Below are 24,987 nucleotides of genomic sequence, written 5' to 3'. Positions count from 1 at the left end.
TATAGATTGGTATGATAACAATTCATATCAAGTTATTACAAAGATAAATTATTAAAAGGCTTTTTTACACCAGAGATTGTGCATTGTGTTTGTTTGGGCGATTTTATGAAAGTAAGAAAGTGTAAAGATGCTTTGAAGGAAAGGTATAACTTATAAGGCAACTTCACCAAGAAATGCCTCAAGTTTTTCTGGAGGAAGTTTAAAAATTTTGGCTTCTTTACTGTAGATAAGCAGAGCTTGGATATCTTTATCGGGATGAATAGCTTGCAACAATTTTCGGTAAAGAGCCATTTGCAACCAGTGATGAGAAGCAATAGCGGCTTCATTTTCTGGCGGAATTCCTGTTTTAAAATCGGCAAAAATAATGCTGTTTTGCGTAATGTAGAGACGGTCAATTTGACCAGAAATTGCTTGTTCTTTTCCACGAATTTTCACAATACCCATTAAAGAGACCTCAGAACGTGAATGCTCAGAAAAAAGGGGCTTGAGATAAACATGATCTAATATTTTCAAAACATGGCGAAGAGCATCTTCTCTTTGGCTTTCATGCCAATGAGAGGCTTTAATATTAAGATAGTTTCGAGCATAATCTCGACGTTTTTGTAGGGGGTAATCAGGTAGATATTGTAACAATCGGTGAACGAGATTACCATATTCAATGGAAAAAGCTCTGTTGGTATTTGTTTCTCCTAAAACAGGTGAGATAGTAAGCTGTTTTGGACTTGAGGACAGCTCTGTATCAGCTTCAATGGAAAGGCTCGCGACTGAGGGTTTTAACGGTTTTGGTAGCACTGGTTCTTCTGGTACTTTATGGGAGAAAAAAGCAGGCAAAGGTGGTAAAGCTTGACTCTCAGCGCGGAAAACTTCTTGATTTATAGAAGCAGAAGGAGGTGTGATGCAATAATGCCAAGCTGCAATATCTTCTGCAGGACCTTTTATAGCAAGAGCATGCGGTTCGAGGGCTTTTTTTACCAGTTGTAGCCATGTATGAGATGGCGTTTTCTGACCTTTATATCCACAAATAAACAAGAGATCTTCAGCGCGTGTCATTCCTACATAAAGAAGACGCCTATATTCTTCTTCTGCACGCTCTTTTAAATGCGAAATTGCTTGTTTAGAGAGTTTTGTATCAAATTTTTCATTGGGGCGCCAAATAAAGGCTTGTTTTCCGTTCGTTTGCGCATTATTCAAAGGAACTTTAAGCAAGTGAGGCGCATGCTGAGGATGCCAAATCGCGCTACCAGGATCGACTAAAAACACAACAGCAGCCTCTAATCCTTTTGCAGCATGAACAGTCATGATGCGAATTTCTTCATTATTTTGTTCAAATTCACGTTTAATTTCTGGTTCGCTTGCACTTAACGTTTCTAAAAAAGCTTGTAATCCTGGTAATCCTGTTTTTTGAATAGTGAGCGTATAATCCATAAAAGCATCGAGCACATCATTTGCTTCAGATCCTAAACGAGACAGAATTTTTTGTCTTCCCTTATCAATATTCAAAATATGGCTATAAAACTCGAAAACCGGTATTTTATCTACTAAAGTGCGATAATGGTTTAGCTTTTCAAAAGCATCTTTAAAAGATACCTGCGATGATGCGTGCGTAGATAAGCTTTGCCAAAGAGAGCCGGAGCGGTGGGCGGCAAGCTGATAGAGTTCCACTTCACTAAAAGCAAAAAGGGGGCTTTTTAAAACACAAGCAAGAGAAAGATCATCTTGTGGCTGCAAAACAAAACGCGCAAGCGCCATTAAATCACGGATACTAATATGTTTTGTAAGCTGCAAACGATCAGCCCCTGCTACGGGAATATTGCGGTTTTTAAAAGCACGGGAAAGAGCTGAGACAAATTGATCACGTTTACGAACCAAGATCATAATATCACTTGCACGTATTAAGCGTCCTTTTGCTGGAAGCATTTCGCCTTTTTGTAACCAGTTGGCAATAGTTTCAGCAATTTTTTCTGCTAAACGAACTTCAGGGGTATCTAAATGATCAACGCTTAAATGCCAATCATGAGGAAATTCACTCGTTTCTTTGGAAATTGCGTCCCATATAACAACTTTACCGGGGCTATGAACACGAATAGCTTCATGCACCGTTTTTGTATTTTCTGCCGAAAGTCCTTTATAGTTTTCTGGTGTTTCAAAAACAATATCAACGCTTTTAAGAACATCCGCTGTAGAGCGAAAAGAGTAATGCAGTTGTATTTTTTCAAATTGCTGATTTATTTGCTGCGCTTTTTTTTGAATGATTCGTCCATTTGCAGCAAAATTTTCTGGAGCAGCGCCTTGAAACGAATAAATAGATTGCTTTTCATCTCCAACAGCAAAAACAGTCCGTATATTTGTTCGTTGGCTATACCCTGAGAAAAATTCTTGTGCCAACAATTGAATAATTTGCCATTGCTCAGGATTGGTATCTTGTGCTTCATCAAGTAGAATATGATCAAGTCCCCGATCAAGTTTATAGTGCACCCATTGGCTTGCACCTTTGCGCTGTAACAAATGAAGCGTACGCTCAATAAGATCGTCAAAGTCTAAGAAGCTATTGGCTTTTTTTAGATTCGTATAGATTTTGAGATAAACGGAACATAACTGAAAAGCAGCCATATTGAGGGTAGCAACTTTTGCGCATTGATATTTCTCTAAAAGAATAGAAAGCTTGTTTTGTTTATCTTCAAGCATTTGTTGAATAAAAGGCCAAATTTGGTCTGATTTTTTACGAGATAAATGTGAAAAATTACGCGGCTCACCTTTTGTTGTAAAGTAAACATCAGAAATAATATTGAGAATATTGGTCTCATCACGCACATTGTCTAATTGGGAAAGTTTTGCCACCATATCCTTGAAGCTTTGACCGCCATTGGTTTCACAATGGTTAAGAGCATAAAAAGGAAGGCGCGCTGTCTGTTTAATTTGTTCCAATAGACATTGATTTGTTTCATCGGGCGCTAAGTTAAAAAGTGCACGCAATTGTTCTTCTCCATTTTCAGATAGAAGAGAAGATAAAAAATCAGAGAGTTTATGTTGCTTTTCCGTTGCTTCATAGAGCAATTGGTTAAAAGTATGTTCGCTAATAACTGTCAATAACTGTTGCAAAGCAGGCTGTACATCACGACGGGCTAAAAGTTGGCGACGGGATTCTTGTCGTAATTTTTTTCGGCTGATATCATCGGGAAGTTCAAAATGCCCTGCAATATTGGCTTCTAACATAAATTGATGCAAGAGAGATTCACAAAAAGCATGAATTGTTTGGATTTTTAAGCCACCAGGCGTTTCGAGAGCACGCGCGAAGAGTTGTCGTGCATAAGTTAGTTTTTGCGCATTAACAGTTTTTTTTTCAAACCGTGTTAAGGTTTCTTGCAACTGTGCATCATCAAGTTCATTCCAACTGGAAAGCGTGCTAAAAATTCGTGATTGCATAACAGCAGCAGCAGCTCTTGTATAAGTAAGGCATAAAATACGTGCTGGAGGCGTACCGTTTAAAAGCAAACGGATAACACGTTCACTTAAAACGTGGGTTTTTCCAGATCCAGCATTTGCAGAAACCCACACGTTTTTTTGGGGATGTGTTGCCGTTGTTTGTGCTTCAAGAGCGGCTTCAGGAATAGAAAAAAACGTCATGATTACTCTTCTTTATGAAAACCACTTGACCATTCCCACAACCGTGCCAAATGGTCGTAGTCACCTTCATATCGTTTTGACATAGGGACAGCATGTGAGAGATAGCCTTGTTGTGGATTTTGATAATAAGTTATGAGTGCGATAAGATTTTCCCATGCATTTTCACCAAGATTAACAGCACTTAGGTGAGTTTTTCCGTCTTGTTTCTTTAAAAGAATTGATTGGGATTTAATTTCATCTTTTCCGTTAAGGGGAATGTAAAATAAATTTGAGGGGGTCAAATCTTGAAAATCTGGGAATCCCCCTTGTATGAGTAAAGCTGTTTCTAAAGCCAATTGCGGAAATAATAATTCACGAACTTGTTTTGATGAAGGAGGGGTTCCGGTTTTGAAATCTAGAATTTCAATTGTTTTATCTGGCAAAACATCAAGACGATCAGCACGTCCTGAAAGGGTTACCCCTGTTGTTCCTATAGGAATTTTTTGTGATACCACTTCCGAATATCGCTCTCGCAGTCCTAAACTTTGTTCCCATTGAATAAGGCGTGGAGCAAGATTTTCAAAACTATTCCACCAAATTACTTCAATATCGGGTGGAAAATTGAATTTATCAAACTCTTTACGTCCAATAGAAAGCAGTACATTGAGTGCATTTGCAGCATTTGGATTTTTTATTTGTGTGCAAAAAGATGCAAGAATAGCGTGATAAAGTGTTCCACGTTCTGAAGCGCTAGGATCATGAATAAGTTCTTTAAGTGGCTTGAGCCGTAAGATTTTTTTAGCATAAATAGCATAAGGATCATACCGCAATGTTTCTATTTCAGTGACTGAAAAATGACGCGGACGTATATCAAGAGGTGGAGCAGGGCAAGGACGTTCCACCTCAGAAGTTATGCCTGTATGATCAAGCATCTTTGTCCAATGACGTAATATTTCACCTCGTTCACGGATTTTTTTCCAAACCTGTTTTCCTACAACTGTTTCCATGCGTTGTAGCCAGCGCGAAGGAATGGAAGGCGTATGATTAACGCGCAGTGCGCGACTCATCACTACTTTATCCATTCCCATCGCCCATTGAAAATCATGCGCGGAAAGACCAATACGCTGCTCTGGTGGTTCCAAAGTTAACATCATTTTCATCGGTCGCGATAAAAAAACATCATTTCGGGTTGATATCGGCCATGACCCTTCATTAAGACCGCCGATGACCACTGTATCAACTGTTTGCAAACGTGATTCCAAAGTACCCCAAATGAATAAACGTGGGTGTCCTCCAGGCGAAGGTGTAACGGAACGATTTGCTATTATGGCAGAAAACATAGCGGGCCATTCGCAAAGATGAAATGTTAATCCGGATTGATCACTGATCAATTCACGTAAAAATTTTGATAGGGCTTGTCCTGCTTCGTGTTGATAAAGATGTGCAAGAGAATTATCCTCATTGCGACCAAAATTTTCAAAAACCTCAACAGTTGCTATCGCAGCTTCATTGATGGTGCATTCTTTCTCTTGTTTCATAAGAGATGTTAAAGGTTCAACAGCTTTCCTCAAAAGATGACAAAGAAAACGTGCTTCTTCACATTTCTGCTGATCAAAAGCGTTGATTTCAGAACTATTATGAAAGTATATTTCAATCCATTTTTCAAGAAATTGATCACATTCGCAAAGATTGATGCGCCCTGTATTCCCTCGAAGAACAAAAAGTTCAAAATTTTCTGCCATTTCCCGTAAACGATGACGGTTTTGTTGGAGTGTTGTCAGTGGATGTTTAAGAAGAGAAAGAAAAGCAATAGAATCATCGGGTTGCAACACATTTTCTAAAATAAGTCGTAAGAGAGTTACAGGCAATGTTTGTGCAAGTGGTGTTCCGCCTGAATCATTTGCTTCAATTCCAAATCGCTGTAATTCCACAGCAACACGGCGTGCTAAATTACGGTCATTTGTAATAAGGGCTGCAGTTTTTTGGGGTTCTTCAATAGCTTTGCGCAAGGTAACAGCTATAGCAAGAGCTTCTTCACGTTCATTTATAGCTTCAATAAATGACCAATCTGCACACAGATTTTCATAATCATCACGGACAATTTGTACCCATTTATCTGTTGTAGAAGCTGGTCGGAGTGCTTCTGATAAAAGAGCCATTCGCCTTTTCTTTGTTATATTTTGTTGGCCAATTTCGCAAACATGATGACGTTGACACTCCATGAGAGTTAGAAGTTTTTTTAAATGATATTGAGGATGACTAAAAACATTTTCTGCATGATCAAAAAAATCATAAGCTGTTTTTCCTTTATTACTTGTGCTGAGTGCATTCCATTGTTCTTCATCCATATGAAGATCAAGGCCAGGAAGAACAACAGCCCCTTTTGGCAGAGAAGCGATAACTTTTAAAAGATGAGAAACTGCAGGAATAGAACCTGACACACCAGCTGCAATGATAGGTTTATCAGGCGACATACATCGTAAAGTCTCTGCATGCATTGTGAGTGCTTGATTTCGCCATTCAGCAGGATTACTTCGTTGTCTTTCTGTCAAGATTTCTGGCCAATTTTGCGTAACAATAGTTAGGAAATCGAGCGTTATCTGCCACCATTCAGCGACCATATCAGGTGCAATATTTTTTAGTTTTGACCAGTCTGCTCCTTCTGTTTCAATTTCGTCCATCAAGTGTGCTAAATCTTGTGCAAGCCAAATCGCATCGGCAGTGTGAGCCGGAATAAGCACATCTTCTGTACCAAACATAGCACGCATATGCGCAGGCAAATTTTCACGCCATGAACGAATAAGGCGTGCTAAAAGTAAAAGACGTTCGCTTTCTTCAATAGGTGGATCGAGAGCGCTGGTATGATTTTCAGCAAAAAGGAAACTGTCTTCATCTATATCTCCTAGAGCACGAATGGTTGGCAAGAATGTTGATTGTGTATCACTTCTTTCAACAAAAGCTAAACGCAAAGCGCGAGCAGCACGACGTGTCGGAACATAAATAAGGCTATCGGCAAGGGCAGTTTGAATATCTCCACTGGAAGCGAAATTATCAATAAGGCTACCAGAGAGTAGTGCATCAACAAAGTGAGGCAAAAAAGCAGCTCCCGGAGAAATAGAAAAGACACGCGGTTTATAGGTCATATGATCTCATATTTGGGATAACAAATTTCAGCTTATTGATTATTTGTATTATTTTGACTGTATACAACATTTATACAAGGAAAAACTGAAAAGCTATATTTATACAGCAGATTTTTTAGTTTAGATTTAAAAAAATATTGAAATAAATTATATGTCTTAAGTCATCGCGGAAAAATGTATAAAATTTTTCTGATGTTTTTCAACGTAGAATTGGCTACAGCTTATTCTCTAACTCAAATAGGTAATATAAAAATAAATATTAAAGTTTTAAAAAGCGCTAGGGATACCAATGTATTGTAGCTCTTTGAATATAATAAATAAATTTACTGTATGCTTTACACTGTGCAATCTGACAATATTCTTTACATACTGCATCATTTTCAGAAAAAATAGATATCATGATATTGCAAAATTTAAAAAATCAGTTTCATAAATAATATTTTCGAATTCCACAAAAAGCGTGAAAAAAATAATAATAATATTCCACCTTTCACAGTGAAAATGAATTACTTTAGAGGGAGGGAGTTTTGCAAAAGTCTATCGTACAAGCCTCTATCTTGCTAGGATTACATCCCTTGTACAAAATAGAATACCCCAAAATATCATTATGTTGCAATTTTATATGTTTGTTTTTAAAGAGACACCTTTCATTGCACTTGATCTTACTTCGTAATGTCGTCCCGTAAATAATATAAATGAATAGTATAATGTAAACTTCCGTGAATAGGATAAAGCACACCACACACTGCCATCGTTATTTTTTACCCTCACCCAATATTTTGAAAGCTCTTAGCTATAGAGAAGGTTTATAAGAGGCATTGTATTTCTTGCTTCAAGTGTTTTACGCACATACCAATCCTACTTATGACGTGCAAACAAATGATTTTGATTGTTTCAATATAAGAAACTTACAATATTTAGATTTTTCACCCAGTATGAAAAACGATAAATTATCATTATTAATCAAATTATTGTAGAAAAGATTTTTCTTTATTTTATTATTTTAAGAGCGTACTTGATAATCTTTAAAAGCAGAAAATTTTATTTTAGGAGCTCTTTCTACCTCATAATTCAATGAAAAATGGTTCTCCGCTAAAAAAACTGGATCACCTTCTAAATCATATGCAATAGCAGAGCGGTGATTGCTGAGAAACTTTTGCAACTCATCTTTGCTCTGCGCTGAAATCCAACGGCATAAATTAAAGCGCGCAGACTCAAAATTCACAGGCAAAGAATATTCTATTTTTAATCGTTCTTTTAAAACATCAATTTGCAAAGCACCAATAACACCAATGAGAGAAGGCGACCCATCATCAGGAATAAACAATTGTACAACCCCTTCTTCAGCCATTTGTTGCAAAGCTTCTTTGAGCTTTTTTGCTTTCATTGGATCACCCAAACAAACACGACGCAAAATCTCTGGTGCAAAATTTGGGACTCCCTTAAAGAGGATATCTTCTCCTTCAGTCAAAGTATCGCCAATACGCAATGTTCCGTGATTAGGAATCCCTACGATATCACCAGCATAGGCTTGATCAGCAATTTGGCGTGAACGCGCAAAGAAAAATTGTGGAGCCGAAAGTGTCATTGGTTTTCCTGTTCGAACCAACTTGGTCTTCATACCACGTTCAAGTGTTCCCGAACATACCCGAAAAAATGCAATACGATCACGATGATTAGGATCCATATTCGCTTGAATTTTAAAAACAAATCCCGTCATTTTAGGTTCCATGGCTATGACATTGCGCTGATCTGCACTTTGGTCACGAGGACTTTGACCAAAATCAATAAGCGCATTGATCAAATCACGAACACCAAAATTTCGCAAAGCCGAACCAAAATAAACCGGAGTCATATGACCTTCACGGAAAGCTTGAAGATCAAAATGCTTGCAAATACTTTGAGCGAGTTCTACCCCTTCAATAAAAGTTGAACGTTGATATTCAGGGAGTAAATGGACAACCTCTCTGGGATTTGAAACTATCCGCTGTGTTATCTCATCATCTTTTTGACGAAAACGATTATGATAAAGGTCATAGGTACCAACAAAATCTTTACCAGTACCAATTGGCCAGGTTATAGGCGCGGTATCAAGCGCAAGCTTTTCTTCAATTTCATCTAAAAGCTCTATAGGATCACGTGCCTCACGATCCATTTTATTGATAAACGTAACAATAGGAATATCCCGCATCCGACACACTTCAAATAATTTTAATGTTCTAGGCTCAATCCCGCGGGCCGCATCCAGCACCATGACAGCACTATCAACAGCTGTGAGAGTGCGATAGGTATCGTCCGCAAAGTCCTCATGTCCTGGAGTATCTAGGAGATTAAAAATATGATTTTCATATTCAAACGTCATCACCGAAGTCACAACGGAAATACCACGATCACGCTCAATATTCATCCAATCAGAACGGGTTTGAATACGATCTTTTTTTGCTTTTACTTCTCCTGCAAGTTGAATAGCACCACCAAACAATAAAAGCTTTTCTGTCAATGTTGTTTTTCCCGCATCTGGGTGAGCAATGATTGCAAATGTACGGCGTCGCTTTACTTCCTGCACTCTCTTTTCCATTATTCCTCCGTCGGCCGTGCAAGCGCTTCAGCAATCAGTGCACGCATTTCATTAATTCCATAAAGCGCTATAAATGATCCCCATCGTGGACCTCGCTCTTGTCCCAGAAGGACTTCATACAACATTTGAAAAAAAACATTGGAAACACCAGGCCCACCTTCAGGGCTTTTTTTGCTATGATCTTGATAGCGTTCAGTTAACCGTGCAACATCAAGAAGCATATTTTGTAGCATATTGCCATCAACAGTTTCAGGTAAATTAGCTAATTTTTCATCAATTTGTGCTAATGTTGCTCGTTCGCTATCATCAGGGAGCCGGAATTTTTTGTTTGGTTTAACAAAAACATCAAAATATTTAATGGCAAACTTCACCAATTGATTAAGTTCTGGACAAGTTTGTGCATTTACTCCTTTAGCGTAACGAGAAATAAAACCCCAAAGAACTTCTGCATTCTCCGCATTTGAAGCACTTACCAAATTCAGAAGCATCGCAAAGGAAACAGGCAAACTAACCTGCGGTGGACAACCATTATGAATATGCCATATAGGATTATTCAGCCGCTCTTTCCATTCTTGGCGACCATAAGCTGAAAGATGCGCATAATATTCATCAACCGCTTTTGGAATAACATCAAAATAAAGCCTTTTTGCTGTTTTAGGCTTTGAAAACATATAAAGACCTAAACTCTCCGTTGGGGCGTAAGTAAGCCATTCATCAATGGTTAAGCCATTTCCCTTGGATTTGGAAATTTTCTGCCCTTTCTCATCTAAAAAGAGCTCATAGTTGAATCCTTCTGGGGACTTCCCACCTAATACTTTACAAATTTTAGAAGAAAGATTTGTGGAATCGATAAGATCTTTTCCTGCCATTTCATAATCAATGCCAAGCGCTGTCCAACGCATAGCCCAATCTACCTTCCACTGACACTTAACCTTGCCTCCTGTAACCTCTGTTTCTATGGTTTCTCCTGTTTCTGGTTCGATATAAGTAACTGTACCTTTTTCAACATTACGCGCAATCATCGGTACCTGTAATACTTTTCCAGAAAAAGGAGAAATCGGTAAAAAGAGCGAATAGGTTGCTTGTCGTTCTTCACCCAATGTTGGTAAAATAATTTCCATAACCTTGTCATAACAGGCAAGGATTTTCAAAAGCGTTTCATCAAAACGACCCGAACTGTAATAATCCGTAGCACTTGCAAATTCATAATCAAAACCAAAACGATCAAGGAAAGCCCGTAAACGTGCATTATTCGCTGCTCCGAAAGAAGGATAATCATCTCCAAAAGGATCAGGTACCCGGCTCAACGGTTGACCAAGATAATGCTCCATCCTTTCGCGATCAGGCACATTCTCAGGAACCTTGCGCAAACCATCCATATCATCAGAAAAACAAAGCAATTTTGTTTTTACTTTATTCTCCGTAAGAATATGAAATGCATGACGCACCATGGTTGTACGTGCAACTTCCCCAAAAGTTCCAATATGCGGTAAACCAGAAGGTCCATAACCTGTTTCAAATATTACACTGTCTGGATAACCCGCCTTTTCATACCGTTTGATAATCTTACGTGCTTCTTCAAATGGCCAAGTTTTTGATTGAGAAGCCGCATCTTTTAATTCAGGCGTAAGCTTAAGGGCATCACACTGATCACGCATCATTATTTATCCTAAAAATTACACTCTTTCAAAATAGGGTGTATGGTTCTTGAATTTATTCGTCAATAATAGCAAGCAAAAAGATGAAAATTTCTTTATACTCTTAAGTCACAATACAAAAACCACCCTCGCTGTAAACACATTTCGTTCTGATAAAAATCAAAAACATTCAATATTATAAATCAAAATTGACTTGTTTTGATTATCGGAGTCTTCATTGCTATTATTATCACGGGTTTTGCTTATTATACTGATTTAGTACAAAAGCGAAATCTCTAATATTGAGCGAAAGAACTGCAAAAACCAATAGACAAAAATGCTTAAGTTAGGCATTTCATACAAAAGCACTGCCCCCACTTTATGCTTTTCACCGTAATTTTCTATTTCTTTTTTTGTCACCTTGATGACGCATTGCTAATGTACGCAAACGTAGAGCATTTAATTTAATAAAACCAGTTGCATCTCTTTGATCATAAACACCTTGATCATCTTCGAAAGTTACCAACTCACTAGAATAAAGCGATTTTTTACTTTGGCGCCCTTCAACAATCACGTTTCCTTTATAGAGTTTTAACGTGACTTCACCTTCAACATGTTCTTGAGATAAATCAATAGCTGCCTGAAGCATCTTACGTTCCGGCGAAAACCAAAATCCATAATAAATGAGCTCTGCATAACGTGGCATCAATTCATCTTTCAAATGAGCTGCACCACGATCTAGCGTTAAAGATTCTATAGCTCTATGAGCCGTTAAAAGAATGGTCCCCCCTGGAGTTTCATAAATACCCCGCGATTTCATACCCACAAAGCGATTTTCTACCAAATCTAACCGACCAATACCATTATCGCGCCCATAATGATTTAATTCTGCGAGTAAAGTTGCAGGAGATAAATTTTTTCCATTGATTGAAATAGCATCACCTTTTTTAAAGCCAAGAGTGATTCTAGTTGCTTGATCTGGAGCATCTTCCACCGAAAGAGTGCGCATATGGACATATTCAGGAGCAGGAAGTGCTGGATCTTCTAAAATCTTTCCTTCTGATGAAGAATGCAATAAATTCGCATCCACTGAAAAAGGCGTTTCGCCTTGCTTATCCTTTTCTACAGGAATTTGATGTGTACGAGCAAACTCAAACAGATCTGTCCGACTCTTAAAATCCCAATCACGCCACGGAGCAATAATTTTTATATCAGGATTAAGAGCATAAGCGGAAAGCTCAAAACGTACCTGATCATTGCCTTTACCCGTTGCCCCATGAGCAATTGCATCTGCTCCTGTTTCCTTAGCAATTTCAATCAAACGCTTTGAAATAAGTGGGCGTGCAATTGATGTTCCTAAAAGATAAGTCCCCTCATAAACGGTATTGGCTCGAAACATCGGAAACACAAAATCACGCACAAATTCTTCGCGCAAATCTTCAATGTAGATTTCTTTAACACCTAGCATTTCAGCTTTACGACGAGCAAATTCTAGCTCTTCCCCCTGCCCCAAATCCGCTGTAAAAGTTACAACTTCAACGCCTAGCGTGCTTTGCAACCATTTGAGAATAATTGACGTATCCAATCCCCCTGAATAAGCCAAAACAACTTTTCTAATATTTTGCCACTTCTTCATTTCAAAATTCTACATGAGCTGCTCATTTATTTCTATCCAGAAATCAAAACAATGTAAGAAATATAAAAATAAATTTTCTTTAAGCAACATTAAAAAGACGCAAAAAACGTAAATAAAAACGCTTTAAAGTGTAAATAATGAATACTGCTTAAAAATAAAAGGAGATTTACGTGTCATTTCTACCGGAGTGGTCTATTGTTGTACAATTTGCTTTAGCATCGTTGATTTTAGCACTTATTCCAGGACCTGATATGATGCTTTCTGTAGGACGAACCATTACACAAAGCAAAAAAGCTGGAATTATGTGCGCCTTAGGTAGTGCAACAGGATTTGCCATTCAGGTTACCGCTGTAGCACTTGGCTTATCAGCACTTATTTTTGCTGCGCCACACACTTTTATTCTTCTAAAAATTGTTGGTGCCTTTTATCTTTTATGGTTTTCCTTTCAAGCGTTACGGAGAAATCCGACATTTTCCTTTGAACAGACATCTTCTAAATCTCAAAGCGCTAAACGTAACTATCTTGCTGGTATTGGAATTAATCTTTTAAATCCTAAAGTTATACTCTTTAACGCAACATTCTTACCACAATTTATTAATGCGAACGATCCTATGGCAACACAAAAGCTACTTTTTTTAGGACTCTCTTATATTCCTATTTCTTTTCCCATTACAATTTTTATCGTTTTTACAGCGCATAAACTTACCAAAATTCTCAAGAAAAATCCTCTTTATATTCGCTTTCTCGACTGGCTTATTGCTGGTACTTTTACTAGCTTTGCCCTCCATCTTCTTATAGTTACAAACATTGATTTATAAATGTAATTTATCGTTTTTAATTTAAATGAGAACTCTAAATATTGTGATGTTGTGAAACTATCTCATTTCAAATCTGTTTATGTTGAATCAAACAATATCTTTCCCTTGTACGTTATAAGCGCATCGGGGGTTTTCGTGTGTATAAAAACTATCTAAGAAAAAAATAAAAATACCTTTTATGAACCATCTTAAGTGCCAAAAGCGTTACAATATTGGGAGTTGAACAATAAAATGGCGGTACCAACTTGGCGCTTTTATTAAACGTAAAGGCGGGGTAATATCATAATTTCACAGAGGCTTTTGTCTTATATTCTTCTCAAGCATTGTTATGAGATGGGCAGTACATTAAGAAATGCTTTTTTAAAAACATGTCAATAGACAACACAATGGTATTTATATTTTAGACACTCAATTTTGTGTGTGAGGCGTAATAATTGTTAAAGAACGCAACAAACAAAAGAGTGAGGCAATGCGCAATCTCTATTTTTTAAAAGATATTACCGTAGATGCTTTTAAAAGACATAAAATAGAATTAAAGGGTATGATAATAAAGTGAAAATTAGTTAAGACCTTTAAAACTTCATATTCCCTCTAAATGAGGTTGCCTCCTCATTTCAGAGATTACGCAAACAGACTTTATGCGATATCTTTCTCCCTATTGAGCACATAAAAGCTGAAACTGTTCGTCTCGCACTTATCCATCTTAATCTCTGTTTCACATAATGCTATTATATGCTGATTTACTGAAAAAAAGCATAGGCTTTAATATCGCTGAAAGTTGCATTAACTAATGACCAATGGCATTTTCAAGTCGCAAACGTTCAGATTTCCGTAAACGCTCTGAAGCTGATTTAAGTTGTCCACATGCTGCTAAAATATCGCGCCCACGTGGTATCCGAATAGGAGAAGCATAGCCCGCTTGATTAACAACATCAGCAAAACGCTCGATTTGCTCCCAATCAGAACACTGATAATTACTCCCTGGCCACGGATTAAAAGGGATTAAATTGATCTTAGCAGGAATCCCTTTCAATAACCGAATCAATCGCTTAGCATCATCTAAACTATCATTGATATCTTTCAGCATAACATATTCAAAAGTGATTCGTTTTGCATTAGAAAGACCAGGATAATTACGGCAAGCCTCCATTAGTAAAGCAAGCGGATATTTTTTATTAATGGGAACAAGCATATCCCTTAATGTATCGTGTACTGCGTGGAGTGAAATCGCCAACATAGCACCAATTTCTTCTCCGGTTCGGATAATTCCAGGAACAACCCCACTGGTTGAAAGCGTAATCCGACGTTTTGATAAAGAAAGCCCATCGCCATCAGAAGCAATCAATAAAGCTTTTTTAACAGCTTCAAAATTATAAAGAGGTTCTCCCATCCCCATCATAACAATATTGGTAATTTTACGACCTTCAATGGGAACTATTGCCCCATCAGGGGTATTTTTATCAGGAAAATCACCCAAACAATCACGTGCAACCAATAATTGTGCTAAAATTTCTTCCGCAGTCAGATTGCGAACAAGCATCTGCGTTCCCGTATGGCAAAAAGAGCAAGTTAACGTACACCCTACTTGCGATGAAAGACATAAAGTACCACGTCCTTCTTCAGGGATATAAACCGTTTCAATTTCAACAGGCCTTCCAGCTCCACGTGCAGGAAAACGTAAGAGCCATTTACGCGTACCATCTTTTGATATTTGTTCTCCAACAATTTCTGGACGCGCAATGGAGAAATGGCACTTAAGTGTTTCTTGCATTGCTTTAGAAATATTCAGCATCTCATCAAAATTTGAAACACCACGCACATAAAGCCAATGCCAAAGCTGACGCACACGCATACGCGTTTGATGCTCTGGTACACCAACGGCCTTTAAAGCTTGCACCATCTCATCTTGCGACAAACCAATTAAAGAGAGCTTAGAACTCTCCTTCACGACCACATTATCTGTTTCTCGCGCAAAACATGAACCAACAGGTCTAAGGTCATAAGAAATGGCCATTGCTTTCCAATTCACATCACTATTCTAGAAATTATCGAAACCTTAATGGCACTTTTGAGCTGTATTTAATGCAGCAGTGACCCCTTTTAAGGAATAAGTATAAGTGGTATGCGTTCCTCGTTTTGATATCGCTTTCACTGTCATATTGCTTCCTGCACGCATAGCAGAAACAAGCTGCTTTTCTAGCTCTGATGACGCCAACCAAGCTGAGGAATCTTTCGTGAAAAAATCAAAGTCCTTACCCCCAATGGTCACCGTTACTCTCGACCCTTCTTGAAGGGTATAACCAGCCATAAACTGCGGTTCAAACGAAATAGGTGAATGAGAACGCTTGGTAACCAAGAAAAAGTTATCACCATGATTAACTGTCGTTGGAAGAGCCTTCAAAGGTACCGATAAAACATAGCAAATCGTATTTTTGGGCGATTTATAAGAATAGGCTCCCCACGCTTCAAATTGATTTAAACGGCTTGGCGTTTGTGCATATGCCACTCCCGCTGTAACAAGAACCATTACAGATGCAGCAATAACAGTCTTTTCAAACATCTTCTTTTAGCTCACTTCTTTAGTCTCTAACAAGATTCTCTTCATTGGAAAAATTCAACAAAAACTCCTCGATATTCATGTGTCATTGTCCTAATTCCTTCAATAAACGAAATATTTTCATATTAAACAGGATAGATTTCCACGTTCCATTATGACCTTTTAATCGTTACCAAAATATAAACTTCTTATTCAATAATCACATTAAAAAATAACATCTTCATTTTACGCTACTCATTTCGTTTTTGTATAAAAACGATTTCTTTAAGCTATAGAACTTCAAAACGAGATGAAAATATACCATCACTCTGTTAAGAAATAAACCATACTCTTTATATCACAAGCAATCTGATGCAAAATTTTGAAAATACACCCCGCCCCCCAAAAAAGCTTCATCGCCTTGCGAATATCACTTCTCGACTTTATGCATTCAATACATTTATGTTCGAAAAACACTCAACCTTTCACCCATTATAGTGCATTCACACTTCGTATACAATATCGTCCCGATAACACTTTTTCTCAATCTTCAAAAGAGCTTGTAAAAACAATAAAATATTATCAAGATATTAATAATAAAGCATAAAGAATTTAGATTCTATCTCAATAATCACATACAACTTTGTTTCTTTTGATCTTATTTCCTTATATATTTCATTTTCAATTGTTAATTTCTAAAATGAGTTTAGTAGCTTATAATAGCTTAAGTCATATTATTTTAATGTATTAGACGATATTTTTCTTTCTGTTATAAAAATACTTCTTAAAAATTTTTGGAAAGTTTTCTTATCTTATTTCTAAGTAATTTATAAACAAAAATATAAAACCTTTTTCTATAGCAATTCTAACCTTATCGTTTTTTTTACAACATTTTAATCAATTAAAGTGGATCTGAAGAAATCTTCCCATACATAAAGCTCTTTTACCCAACCTGAAGCTATAATTTTCATTTTTACCGTACAAAATTGTTTTTTAGCATGAGCTCTATACAACAGCTGACATCTGAAACAGATCCATAAAATAGTTAATCTCTCCCCTTGTGAAGAAGCAAACCGGCACCATCACGCTATTTTCCAGCTCCTAATGTTTTGCTATAACCTTCAGTACTTGAGACGATTTATAAGAAGTATTTTTACTCCTTTCTTGTATAGTTTCTATCCACACGCTAATTCCATTTATAACGTGCAAGCAAATGGTTTTGATTGATTCAATATAAACAGGTTTGGAATGAAAGAATCTTACAATATTCAGATCTCTCATCCAACATGCAAAATAGTGAATTATATTTAAAATCAATATCTTGCTATAATGAGGATACAATATATCTCTTATTTCTTCTTGAGCATTAAAATATTATCCCTAAACATTCAAACTCAACTTATGAAAAAATTCAATGCGCAAATAAACTTTCCTGTTGATTTCTTTCCCGCTTTTAAGGAGCGAAGATTCTTAATCCAATCTGGACTGAAAAAAGTTTGGATTCTTGTAGAGTGGTTTCCTCTTGTCTTTCCACTTATATGATTCACTTAACCAAAAGCTCTACAAACAAGTCCTGCTTAAGAATATTTACTACACATTCTAAAAGCATTTAATATATTAAGGAGACTTACATGCCTCATCTCTCCACACCTCAAATGATAGCTTTTTACAGTATAACAGGATAAACAAATCCAAAAAGTATAATGATTAGATGTTTTAATATACAAGAACAAGAAAAGATAAGTACTTCGTTTTTGTTGCTCGCTCTTTAAAAAAGGGGCGCTTAAAAACGACTTCTCAAAATTGCATGACATAACCTTTTGTTATCAGTCTTTTAAGATAAAAGTTATATTATTTTCTACGTTCTGTGGTGTATACTTTGCAACTGATACACTCATAATACCGTCTAAGCTGCATTTGATTCTGAAGTTTGAATCAGTAAAGCATAAAGCGCATTAGCATTATGCGTATTGCGCAATTTTTGCACAACATCAGTGTGACGCAAAACACGTGCGATCTGTGATAAAGCCTTTAAGTGATCTGCACCAGCATTTTCAGGTGCTAAAAGGAGAAAAACGAGATCTATAGGTTCGTCATCGAGAGCTTCAAAATCAACAGGACTTTCAAGACGTGCAAATATACCAATAATCCGATTAATATCAGGTAATTTTCCATGAGGTATTGCAATACCTCCACCCAAACCTGTTGAACCAAGCTTCTCGCGCTGTAAAACAACATCAAAAATCACATGCTCACTAAGACCTGTTAACTTGGAAGCTTTTTCGGCTAAAATTTGTAGAACCTGTTTTTTCGAATTAGCCTTAAGAGCCGGAATAATCGCTTCCGGTGCTATTAACTCACTCAAATTCATACTTTAATTTTCCTCTTACACGCTCAAATGCTTATCAATAAACCTATAAATGATATAGATACTTAATGTTCTTTTACTTTTCGCAACATCGCATGTGTTTTTACTTTTCAATTTATAATGGGTGGTGGTTCAATACATCTCATATCACTTTTAACACGACAATAAATAGTATTCGGATCCTCATTAACGGCATGAGAAAACAAAGAAATGAAGTTATTCATAAAGTTAATTTCCTTACGACTCCAGAAAAGATCATTATTCATAAATTTATTAAACTTGTCATAAGAGTTGATGTATAATTCGCCATCAGAGTTTTTCTTTCTTTAAAAATGAGCCCTTAAATTAAGATGAAAAGCATACTAAGCAAAATGGACCTTTACTTTGAAAATTACTGTATAGCTTGAACATCACCTTATAACAAGAATATAAAGGTTTTTAGAGATTTAATGATTATTTTAAAAGATTTATAGATTTAGTCTGATATCTGTAGCCGAGCTCCTATTTTTAAATAGGCCATATAAACCAATAAAATACGACAACTCCTATTGTATAACCGCAATATATAACCGGTGCTTCCATCAAAATACCTAAAACAGCATTATCGATATATCATTTGATTCGAAAGAAAAAAATATGATAAATATCTCTTACCTTTCAATAACACACGCATTTATTGAGAGCTTCGTTTATCACTCATTATCAAGTTAATCTAGAGACATCTTTTCTATGATACAATCGTGAGTAAGCTAAACTTATAAAACAACAAACTAACCCTTTAATGATGAAGCCTTTTCCATCACTCAACAAAAACATTGAGGTTATAGTCATAAAAGAAGTTTTGGCATAAATAAGGAAATTTTCAGTAATAACGTTTGGTTAAACTTAAATGGAAACTCGTGAAAGCTGTAAAATCAAAGAGAAAACTGATTTCCCAAATAAATTCTGCGTACATCAACGTTGTTGATAATATCATTAGGACAACCGTGAACTAGCACCCGCCCTGTATGAATAATATAAGCGCGGTCGACAAGCCCTAATGTCTCGCGCACATTATGATCTGTTATTAAAACACCAATACCACGTTGTGTTAAATGACGAATAAGTTGTTGAATATCAAAAATAGCGATAGGATCAATTCCTGCAAATGGTTCATCGAGTAACATAAAATTGGGACGAGAAGCTAAAGCGCGCGCAATTTCAAGTCGCCGACGCTCACCTCCAGATAATGAAAGTGCAGACATTTTACGTAAATGATCAATTTTAAATTCATGTAAAAGGCTATCTAACTCTTCACGTTGTTTCAAGCGATCTTTTTCAACGACCTCTAAAACAGCTTTAATGTTATTTTCTACTGAAAGGCCACGAAAAATAGAAGCCTCCTGTGGAAGATATCCAATACCTAAACGCGCACGTCGATACATCGGAAGATGCGTAATATCAAATCCATCAATTTTAATGGATCCTCCATCAGATTTTATAAGCCCCGTAACCATATAAAAACAAGTTGTTTTACCTGCCCCATTGGGTCCTAAAATGCCAACGGCCTCTCCCGTACGAATGCCAAAAGAAACACCATTAACAGTTCGTCGTCCTCGATAAACTTTAATTAAATTACTGGCAATTAAAGTCCCTTTTAAGGGATTTTTTGAAGCTTCACTTTTAAGATTATACCTATCGGTCTGTTTTTTTCTTTTGATTCCAAACATGAAATCTTAATGGCCATTCTTTTGATTTTGTTTTAAAATGATAGAAACACGACCTTTTTTCTTAGGCGTCTCACAACCTTCTAAAAAAGCCTTTCCGCTGTCCATATTTGCCGTTAGTTTGCACCCCGTGGCTATATTGTCACCATCAGTTAATACAACATGATTCCCTGTCAAACTCATCATTTTTGACTTTCCATCAAAAACGCCTTTTTCACCCGTAGCAATTTGCGTAGCAATTTTTATATAAACCTTCCCTAAAGCTTCCATTTTTTGTATACTCGACGAACCGAATAAAGAAACAGATGATGCTTTTGTATCTTCCTTGTTTTTATCAATTTCTTTATATGCTTTATCATAGTAAACAACTAATTTTGCCGTTTTCAAAAGACGTTCACCTTGCACCACTGAAACATCACCCTTAAAAAGCGCTATCCCTTCTTTATCACGTATTTCCAAAGAATCTGCATGAAGTTCTACCGGTTCTTTGTCGCTTGATAGACTTATTCCAAAATGGGCCACTTCAGCATATCCTGAAACTGCTCCCCCTCCTAACATTCCCATACTAAAAGCCAACGTCACACCTATCCATCTTTTGTACGATTTCATTATTTCAATTCTTCTGTTTGTATATACACATACTTTTCTTTATAAATATCCTTTAAAGATTCGTATTGATATTGCGTCATTGCTTTTGAAGCACTAAATGCACACCACCATGGAAATACATGTTTTTTCCTTTTTCTCGAATTTGTAAGGCATTTGCGGCAAGATGCAAACCGGCTTGCTGAATATTAACACGTTGATCTGTTTTTAACTGTCCCTCAGATAAGTTAATACTAGCTGACATAAATTGTGCCATCATCCCATCATTTGTTGTAATGGTGAATGGCTTGTCCAACTGCAAAAAACCATTAATGTTATCGTAAATGCCCCCTTGTGCTGCGAGAAAAACCTGTCTTTGTTGGCCCATCGATGCTTTAGCCGTAATGTTTTGCAACCCAATCATTCCAGGGTGTATATGGTCTTGAAATGCCTTTTCTGCTCTAAGCCAATAAGGTTCATGAGAACGCGTATACCCTTCTAATTTTGAATTGAGCATCGTCAAATTCATCACGCCACTTTCTTCATTATTCAAAGGTATAGAATCAGAAGTGACAGGAACCAAAAAAAACGTAAACCAACAAAAAACCAGCGCTAAAATCAACGCGAAGAGGGGCAAAAAAATTTTTAATATGCTAATGCGACGCGAATGACGAGATGCTTTTTTAAAAACATCTCCAAAAGATGATTGCGTTGAAAAGGCTTCATAATGATTGTGTACGAACATACTCTCCTAATCTCTTAAATACTCCACATTTTTAATCTGTATAACCTTTATAGAAGGTATTTTCAAATTTTGTTTCTTGCAATTTGTTTTTTCTTGGTTTTATTTTGCTTTTATCCGTTTATATATTGTAATATGCATGAAGTGCACAATTATAAAAAATTTTTTGTGTGAAAGTGAGGCTATTGTGGTAAAATCAGAGCTTGTGCAAATTATCGCTCGTCATAACCCGCATCTTTTTCAACGGGATGTGGAGAATATTGTAAACGCTATTTTTGAGGAAATTTCAACAGCGCTTGCAAATGGCAATCGCGTTGAACTTCGTGGATTTGGAGCTTTTTCTGTAAAAAGCCGTTCAGCCCGTAATGGGCGTAATCCACGAACAGGTGAAGCCGTTTCTGTTGAAGAAAAGTGGATTCCCTTTTTTAAAACTGGCAAGGATTTACGCGATCGTCTTAATCAGTGAGAAACTTATGATAATTAAACGTATTCTTCTAATAAGTATTGGTGTGATTCTCACAACGTTTTTGATTGTTTTTGTTGTGGCTAATCGTCAAATGGTTCCGTTAACCCTTGATCCTTTTCGAGCAGATTCTGAAAGTTTTACTTATCATGCTCCGCTCTTTATATGGCTCTTTATTTTCTTTGGTTTTGGTATTTTATTAGGAAATCTGATCAGTTGGTTTTCCTATCACAAATGCAAAAAAGCTCTCAAAAAAAGTAAAGCCGAGATCGAGAAATTGAAAACGTCTATCACAAATCTGGTGTAATGGTGGTTTAATAAAACCTTTTCTCTCTGTATTTTATATTCAATACAGGGTTAAAGATGCTCTTTTTCTTTTTTCTATACATGTTTTAATTGACTTTAGCTCTTTTGCACTTTTACGAAACATTTAAGAGCTTTATAATATGATTTTTCATACCTCATGTACCGTGATACAAAACATGCCCGCACAATGCTTTCACCCCTCCCACAATAATAGATATCCGCAGGAAAAGTTGCCTCTTATTTTAGAAACAGGTATGAGTGAAAACTATGCTCTCATTGATTCTGGTCATGGACAAAAATTAGAGCGTTATGGAGCTTACCGCATTATTCGACCAGAAGGCCAAGCACTATGGAAACCAGCTTTATCACAAAAACAATGGGCTGATGTTGATGCTATTTTCACAGGAAACCGTGATGAAGAAGGGGTTGGTCGTTGGCATTTTCCTAAAAAGCTACTTGATGAAACATGGCCTCTTTCTTGGAATGGATTGTCTTTTCTAGGCCGTTTTACTTCCTTTCGTCATGTGGGCGTTTTTCCTGAGCAAGATGCCCATTGGCGTTCTATGGAAGAACAAATCATTAAAGCCTCACGCCCTATAAAATTATTAAATCTTTTTGGCTACACAGGTATCGCCTCTTTGATTGGAGCACGAGCGGGCGCGAATGTTACCCATGTTGATGCTTCTAAAAAAGCCATTGCATGGGCAAAAGCTAATCAAGCAAGAGCAGGATTATCAGATCATTCTATTCGCTGGATTTGCGATGATGCTATGAAATTTGTCGAGCGTGAACTACGTCGTAAGAAAAGCTATGATATGATTCTTCTTGATCCCCCCGCTTATGGACGCGGACCCCATGGTGAAGTTTGGCAACTGTTTGATCATTTACCCGCCATGATCACAAATTGTCGTAAACTTCTCTCTGATAAACCGCTCTCTATTGTCCTTACAGCTTATTCTATTCGTGCTTCCTTCTTTGCACTTCATGCTTTAATGCGTGATGCATTTGTAAATCTTGGTGGTACGGTCGAATCAGGAGAACTCATTTTGCGTGAAGAAGTTGCAGGACGTGCTCTTTCTACTTCTCTTTTTAGCCGTTGGATTGCTTGAATATGTGTAGACCAAAAACTGGTAGAGTGAAAGAAATTACCTCTCTTAGCAACCCCATCATAAAAGATCTTAAGGGACTTAGCCAAAAGAAAAACCGTAATAGAGAAGGTCTTTTCATGGCAGAGGGATTAAAATTAGTCATTAATGCTCTCGATCTCGGCTGGACAATACAGACGCTTATTTTTTCTAAAAGTAAAATTGGTAATGCTGCTATCGAAAATACTGCTGCACGTGCTGTAGCCAATGGTGGTTTTGTTATTAAAGCCTCACAAAAGGTTATGGAATCACTTGCCCGACGCGATAATCCACAAACAGTTATTGGTATTTTCAAGCAAAAATGGCAACCTCTTGAAATGATAAAAGGACAAGCTAAAGATGTTTATATCGCGCTTGATCGTGTGCGTGATCCTGGAAATCTTGGTACCATTATTCGAACTGCTGATGCTGTGGGTGCTAAAGGTGTTATTTTAATTGGCGAAACAACAGACCCTTTCTCTCCTGAAACGGTCCGTGCGACCATGGGATCTATTTTCTCTGTACCACTTTATCGTTTTGATGAAAACGTCTTTTTAAACTGGTCTGCTCACTTTAAAGGTATAATCGTTGGAACACATCTCAAAGGATCTATGGATTATCGCACTCTTGATTTCAAAAATGGTCCTATTATCCTTTTAATGGGGAATGAAAAACAAGGATTATCAGATCTTCTTACAAATCGGTGTGATAAACTTGCGCGTATTCCACAAAGCGGACGTGCAGACTCGCTTAATCTAGCTGTAGCAACAGCTGTTATGCTTTATGAAATTCGTCGCCCCTATTTAATACTGGAACCATGTAAGGAAAAATATGATTCGTAAATCACTTTCTTTTCTTCTCTTTGGCTTGGCCTTTACAGTAGTACTTGATCAGGCTGTCAAATACTGGATTATGCACAATATGCCTTTAGGAACAGAAATTTCACTTATTCCTTTTCTTTCCCTTTATCATGTGCGTAATTCTGGTATTGCATTTTCGTTTTTTTCTTCCTTTTCTCACTGGGGAATCATCGCCATCACGATCATTGTAATTATCTTCCTTCTATGGTTATGGAAAAATACTGAATATAATAAGTCTTTAATGCGCTTTGGTCTTATTCTTATTATTGGGGGAGCAATTGGCAATCTTATTGATCGTATTCGCTTTCATCATGTCACTGATTATATACTTTTTCATATTGATGATATTTTTTATTTTGCTATTTTCAACCTTGCAGATAGTTTTATCACTCTCGGTGTTATTGCCATCCTTATTGAAGAATTGCGTACTTGGATAAAAGTAAAACGTCATTCCGACAATACACCTTCTCATTGATATGCTCATTGCCTTAGACAACAAAGATTATTGACCATTATAAGCCTGATTATAAATTGATTTTTCTTGGATAATTCTTGCAGCTAAGAGTTTCTCGTGTTTTTTTTCATAAAATTATAAAATCTTATTTTTTAACTTTACATTTCTACACTTGGTCAATGCAAAAGAAATAAACTCAAATAGAAATCAATATTTTTATCCGTATGTCCTCTATCAAATTTAGAGAGAAAGTATTTATAGTATTTTAAAGTTCTATTATTTGCTTTTCGTATGTTTTTTTAGTTTTTACAGATATTGTTTTTTACAAAGCCTTTCTTAAGTGCTTCGTAAAAAACTCTCCTTTTTTATTTTATATATGTTTAATAAAAAACATTTTTTCAGCTATTTTAAATGGTGTCTTGCTAAAG

The 24,987-nt window shown here is 36.7% G+C and carries 17 protein-coding genes; 6 read left to right on the top strand and 11 right to left on the bottom strand.

Annotated features, from left to right (window positions below):
- Positions 1 to 150: 150 nt before the first annotated feature.
- From addA to QHG57_RS02020, 5 genes are all read right to left on the bottom strand, one after another.
- Positions 151 to 3,624 carry a double-strand break repair helicase AddA gene (gene addA, locus QHG57_RS02040; RefSeq protein WP_330169365.1) on the bottom strand — a complete coding sequence of 1,158 codons (3,474 nt, stop codon included), beginning with the start codon at positions 3,622 to 3,624 and terminating at the stop codon, positions 151 to 153.
- Positions 3,625 to 3,626: 2 nt separating this feature from the next.
- The gene (gene addB / locus QHG57_RS02035; protein ID WP_330169364.1) at positions 3,627 to 6,746 is read right to left on the bottom strand and encodes a double-strand break repair protein AddB; all 3,120 of its coding nucleotides are present in this window, start codon (positions 6,744 to 6,746) and stop codon (positions 3,627 to 3,629) included.
- A 1,003-nt stretch (positions 6,747 to 7,749) separates the two neighbouring features.
- The gene (locus QHG57_RS02030) at positions 7,750 to 9,324 is read right to left on the bottom strand and encodes a peptide chain release factor 3 (RefSeq protein ID WP_330168421.1); all 1,575 of its coding nucleotides are present in this window, start codon (positions 9,322 to 9,324) and stop codon (positions 7,750 to 7,752) included.
- A complete protein-coding gene (locus QHG57_RS02025; protein WP_330168420.1) occupies positions 9,324 to 10,985 on the bottom strand; it encodes a lysine--tRNA ligase in 1,662 nt (553 codons plus the stop codon). Before QHG57_RS02025 ends, QHG57_RS02030 begins: the two co-directional genes overlap by 1 nt.
- Before the next feature lie 364 nt (positions 10,986 to 11,349).
- Entirely contained in the window at positions 11,350 to 12,597 is a 1,248-nt protein-coding gene (locus QHG57_RS02020) for an argininosuccinate synthase (RefSeq protein ID WP_330168419.1), read from the bottom strand.
- Positions 12,598 to 12,767: 170 nt separating this feature from the next.
- Between QHG57_RS02020 and QHG57_RS02015 the strand changes: the two genes are divergently transcribed.
- A complete protein-coding gene (locus QHG57_RS02015) occupies positions 12,768 to 13,415 on the top strand; it encodes a LysE family translocator (protein WP_330168418.1) in 648 nt (215 codons plus the stop codon).
- Between the two features lie 787 nt (positions 13,416 to 14,202).
- On the opposite strand, the gene rlmN is transcribed toward QHG57_RS02015, so the two are convergent.
- The 6 genes from rlmN to lptC all read right to left on the bottom strand — a co-directional run bounded on the left by rlmN (position 14,203) and on the right by lptC (position 21,355).
- Complete coding sequence (rlmN, locus tag QHG57_RS02010; RefSeq protein ID WP_330168417.1) at positions 14,203 to 15,429, bottom strand: dual-specificity RNA methyltransferase RlmN; 1,227 nt, start codon at positions 15,427 to 15,429, stop codon at positions 14,203 to 14,205.
- A gap of 42 nt (positions 15,430 to 15,471) precedes the next feature.
- Positions 15,472 to 15,975 (bottom strand): invasion associated locus B family protein, encoded by a 504-nt coding sequence (locus tag QHG57_RS02005; RefSeq protein ID WP_330169363.1) that lies wholly within the window; start codon positions 15,973 to 15,975, stop codon positions 15,472 to 15,474.
- A gap of 1,882 nt (positions 15,976 to 17,857) precedes the next feature.
- A complete protein-coding gene (gene ptsN, locus QHG57_RS02000; protein WP_012754449.1) occupies positions 17,858 to 18,322 on the bottom strand; it encodes a PTS IIA-like nitrogen regulatory protein PtsN in 465 nt (154 codons plus the stop codon).
- 911 nt (positions 18,323 to 19,233) lie between these two features.
- Positions 19,234 to 20,028: an LPS export ABC transporter ATP-binding protein gene (gene lptB, locus QHG57_RS01995; RefSeq protein ID WP_419196336.1), complete on the bottom strand. Its 795-nt coding sequence runs from the start codon at positions 20,026 to 20,028 to the stop codon at positions 19,234 to 19,236.
- 6 nt (positions 20,029 to 20,034) lie between these two features.
- Positions 20,035 to 20,634: an LptA/OstA family protein gene (locus tag QHG57_RS01990; protein ID WP_330168416.1), complete on the bottom strand. Its 600-nt coding sequence runs from the start codon at positions 20,632 to 20,634 to the stop codon at positions 20,035 to 20,037.
- Between the two features lie 76 nt (positions 20,635 to 20,710).
- Positions 20,711 to 21,355 (bottom strand): LPS export ABC transporter periplasmic protein LptC, encoded by a 645-nt coding sequence (gene lptC / locus QHG57_RS01985; protein WP_330168415.1) that lies wholly within the window; start codon positions 21,353 to 21,355, stop codon positions 20,711 to 20,713.
- Positions 21,356 to 21,539: 184 nt separating this feature from the next.
- Here lptC and ihfB point away from each other — a divergent pair, with 184 nt between their 5' ends.
- From ihfB to lspA, 5 genes are all read left to right on the top strand, one after another.
- Positions 21,540 to 21,818 (top strand): integration host factor subunit beta, encoded by a 279-nt coding sequence (ihfB, locus tag QHG57_RS01980; protein WP_012754445.1) that lies wholly within the window; start codon positions 21,540 to 21,542, stop codon positions 21,816 to 21,818.
- Between the two features lie 7 nt (positions 21,819 to 21,825).
- Positions 21,826 to 22,122 carry a lipopolysaccharide assembly protein LapA domain-containing protein gene (locus tag QHG57_RS01975; RefSeq protein WP_330169362.1) on the top strand — a complete coding sequence of 99 codons (297 nt, stop codon included), beginning with the start codon at positions 21,826 to 21,828 and terminating at the stop codon, positions 22,120 to 22,122.
- A 175-nt stretch (positions 22,123 to 22,297) separates the two neighbouring features.
- Positions 22,298 to 23,230: a class I SAM-dependent methyltransferase gene (locus QHG57_RS01970; protein ID WP_330169361.1), complete on the top strand. Its 933-nt coding sequence runs from the start codon at positions 22,298 to 22,300 to the stop codon at positions 23,228 to 23,230.
- A gap of 2 nt (positions 23,231 to 23,232) precedes the next feature.
- A complete protein-coding gene (locus tag QHG57_RS01965; protein ID WP_330169360.1) occupies positions 23,233 to 24,087 on the top strand; it encodes a TrmH family RNA methyltransferase in 855 nt (284 codons plus the stop codon).
- Entirely contained in the window at positions 24,077 to 24,580 is a 504-nt protein-coding gene (gene lspA, locus QHG57_RS01960; RefSeq protein ID WP_330168411.1) for a signal peptidase II, read from the top strand. Before QHG57_RS01965 ends, lspA begins: the two co-directional genes overlap by 11 nt.
- Positions 24,581 to 24,987 lie beyond the last annotated feature (407 nt).

It is taken from the genome of Bartonella grahamii subsp. shimonis (assembly GCF_036327415.1).
GTDB classification, from domain to species: domain Bacteria; phylum Pseudomonadota; class Alphaproteobacteria; order Rhizobiales; family Rhizobiaceae; genus Bartonella; species Bartonella shimonis.
The sequence above is the reverse complement of the archived record's forward strand: the minus strand, read 5'-3'. Positions and strand labels throughout refer to the sequence as shown.

Bases quoted from the DNA above. Each gene is read 5' to 3' on its own strand.
- addA (WP_330169365.1), bottom strand. From the start codon at position 3,624: ATGACGTTTTTTTCTATTCCTGAAGCCGCTCTTGAAGCACAAACAACG.
- addB (WP_330169364.1), bottom strand. From the start codon at position 6,746: ATGACCTATAAACCGCGTGTCTTTTCTATTTCTCCGGGAGCTGCTTTT.
- QHG57_RS02030 (WP_330168421.1), bottom strand. From the start codon at position 9,324: ATGGAAAAGAGAGTGCAGGAAGTAAAGCGACGCCGTACATTTGCAATC.
- QHG57_RS02025 (WP_330168420.1), bottom strand. From the start codon at position 10,985: ATGATGCGTGATCAGTGTGATGCCCTTAAGCTTACGCCTGAATTAAAA.
- QHG57_RS02020 (WP_330168419.1), bottom strand. From the start codon at position 12,597: ATGAAGAAGTGGCAAAATATTAGAAAAGTTGTTTTGGCTTATTCAGGG.
- rlmN (WP_330168417.1), bottom strand. From the start codon at position 15,429: ATGGCCATTTCTTATGACCTTAGACCTGTTGGTTCATGTTTTGCGCGA.
- QHG57_RS02005 (WP_330169363.1), bottom strand. From the start codon at position 15,975: ATGTTTGAAAAGACTGTTATTGCTGCATCTGTAATGGTTCTTGTTACA.
- ptsN (WP_012754449.1), bottom strand. From the start codon at position 18,322: ATGAATTTGAGTGAGTTAATAGCACCGGAAGCGATTATTCCGGCTCTT.
- lptB (WP_419196336.1), bottom strand. From the start codon at position 20,028: ATGTTTGGAATCAAAAGAAAAAAACAGACCGATAGGTATAATCTTAAA.
- QHG57_RS01990 (WP_330168416.1), bottom strand. From the start codon at position 20,634: ATGAAATCGTACAAAAGATGGATAGGTGTGACGTTGGCTTTTAGTATG.
- lptC (WP_330168415.1), bottom strand. From the start codon at position 21,355: ATGTTCGTACACAATCATTATGAAGCCTTTTCAACGCAATCATCTTTT.
- QHG57_RS01975 (WP_330169362.1), top strand. From the start codon at position 21,826: ATGATAATTAAACGTATTCTTCTAATAAGTATTGGTGTGATTCTCACA.
- QHG57_RS01970 (WP_330169361.1), top strand. From the start codon at position 22,298: ATGCCCGCACAATGCTTTCACCCCTCCCACAATAATAGATATCCGCAG.
- QHG57_RS01965 (WP_330169360.1), top strand. From the start codon at position 23,233: ATGTGTAGACCAAAAACTGGTAGAGTGAAAGAAATTACCTCTCTTAGC.
- lspA (WP_330168411.1), top strand. From the start codon at position 24,077: ATGATTCGTAAATCACTTTCTTTTCTTCTCTTTGGCTTGGCCTTTACA.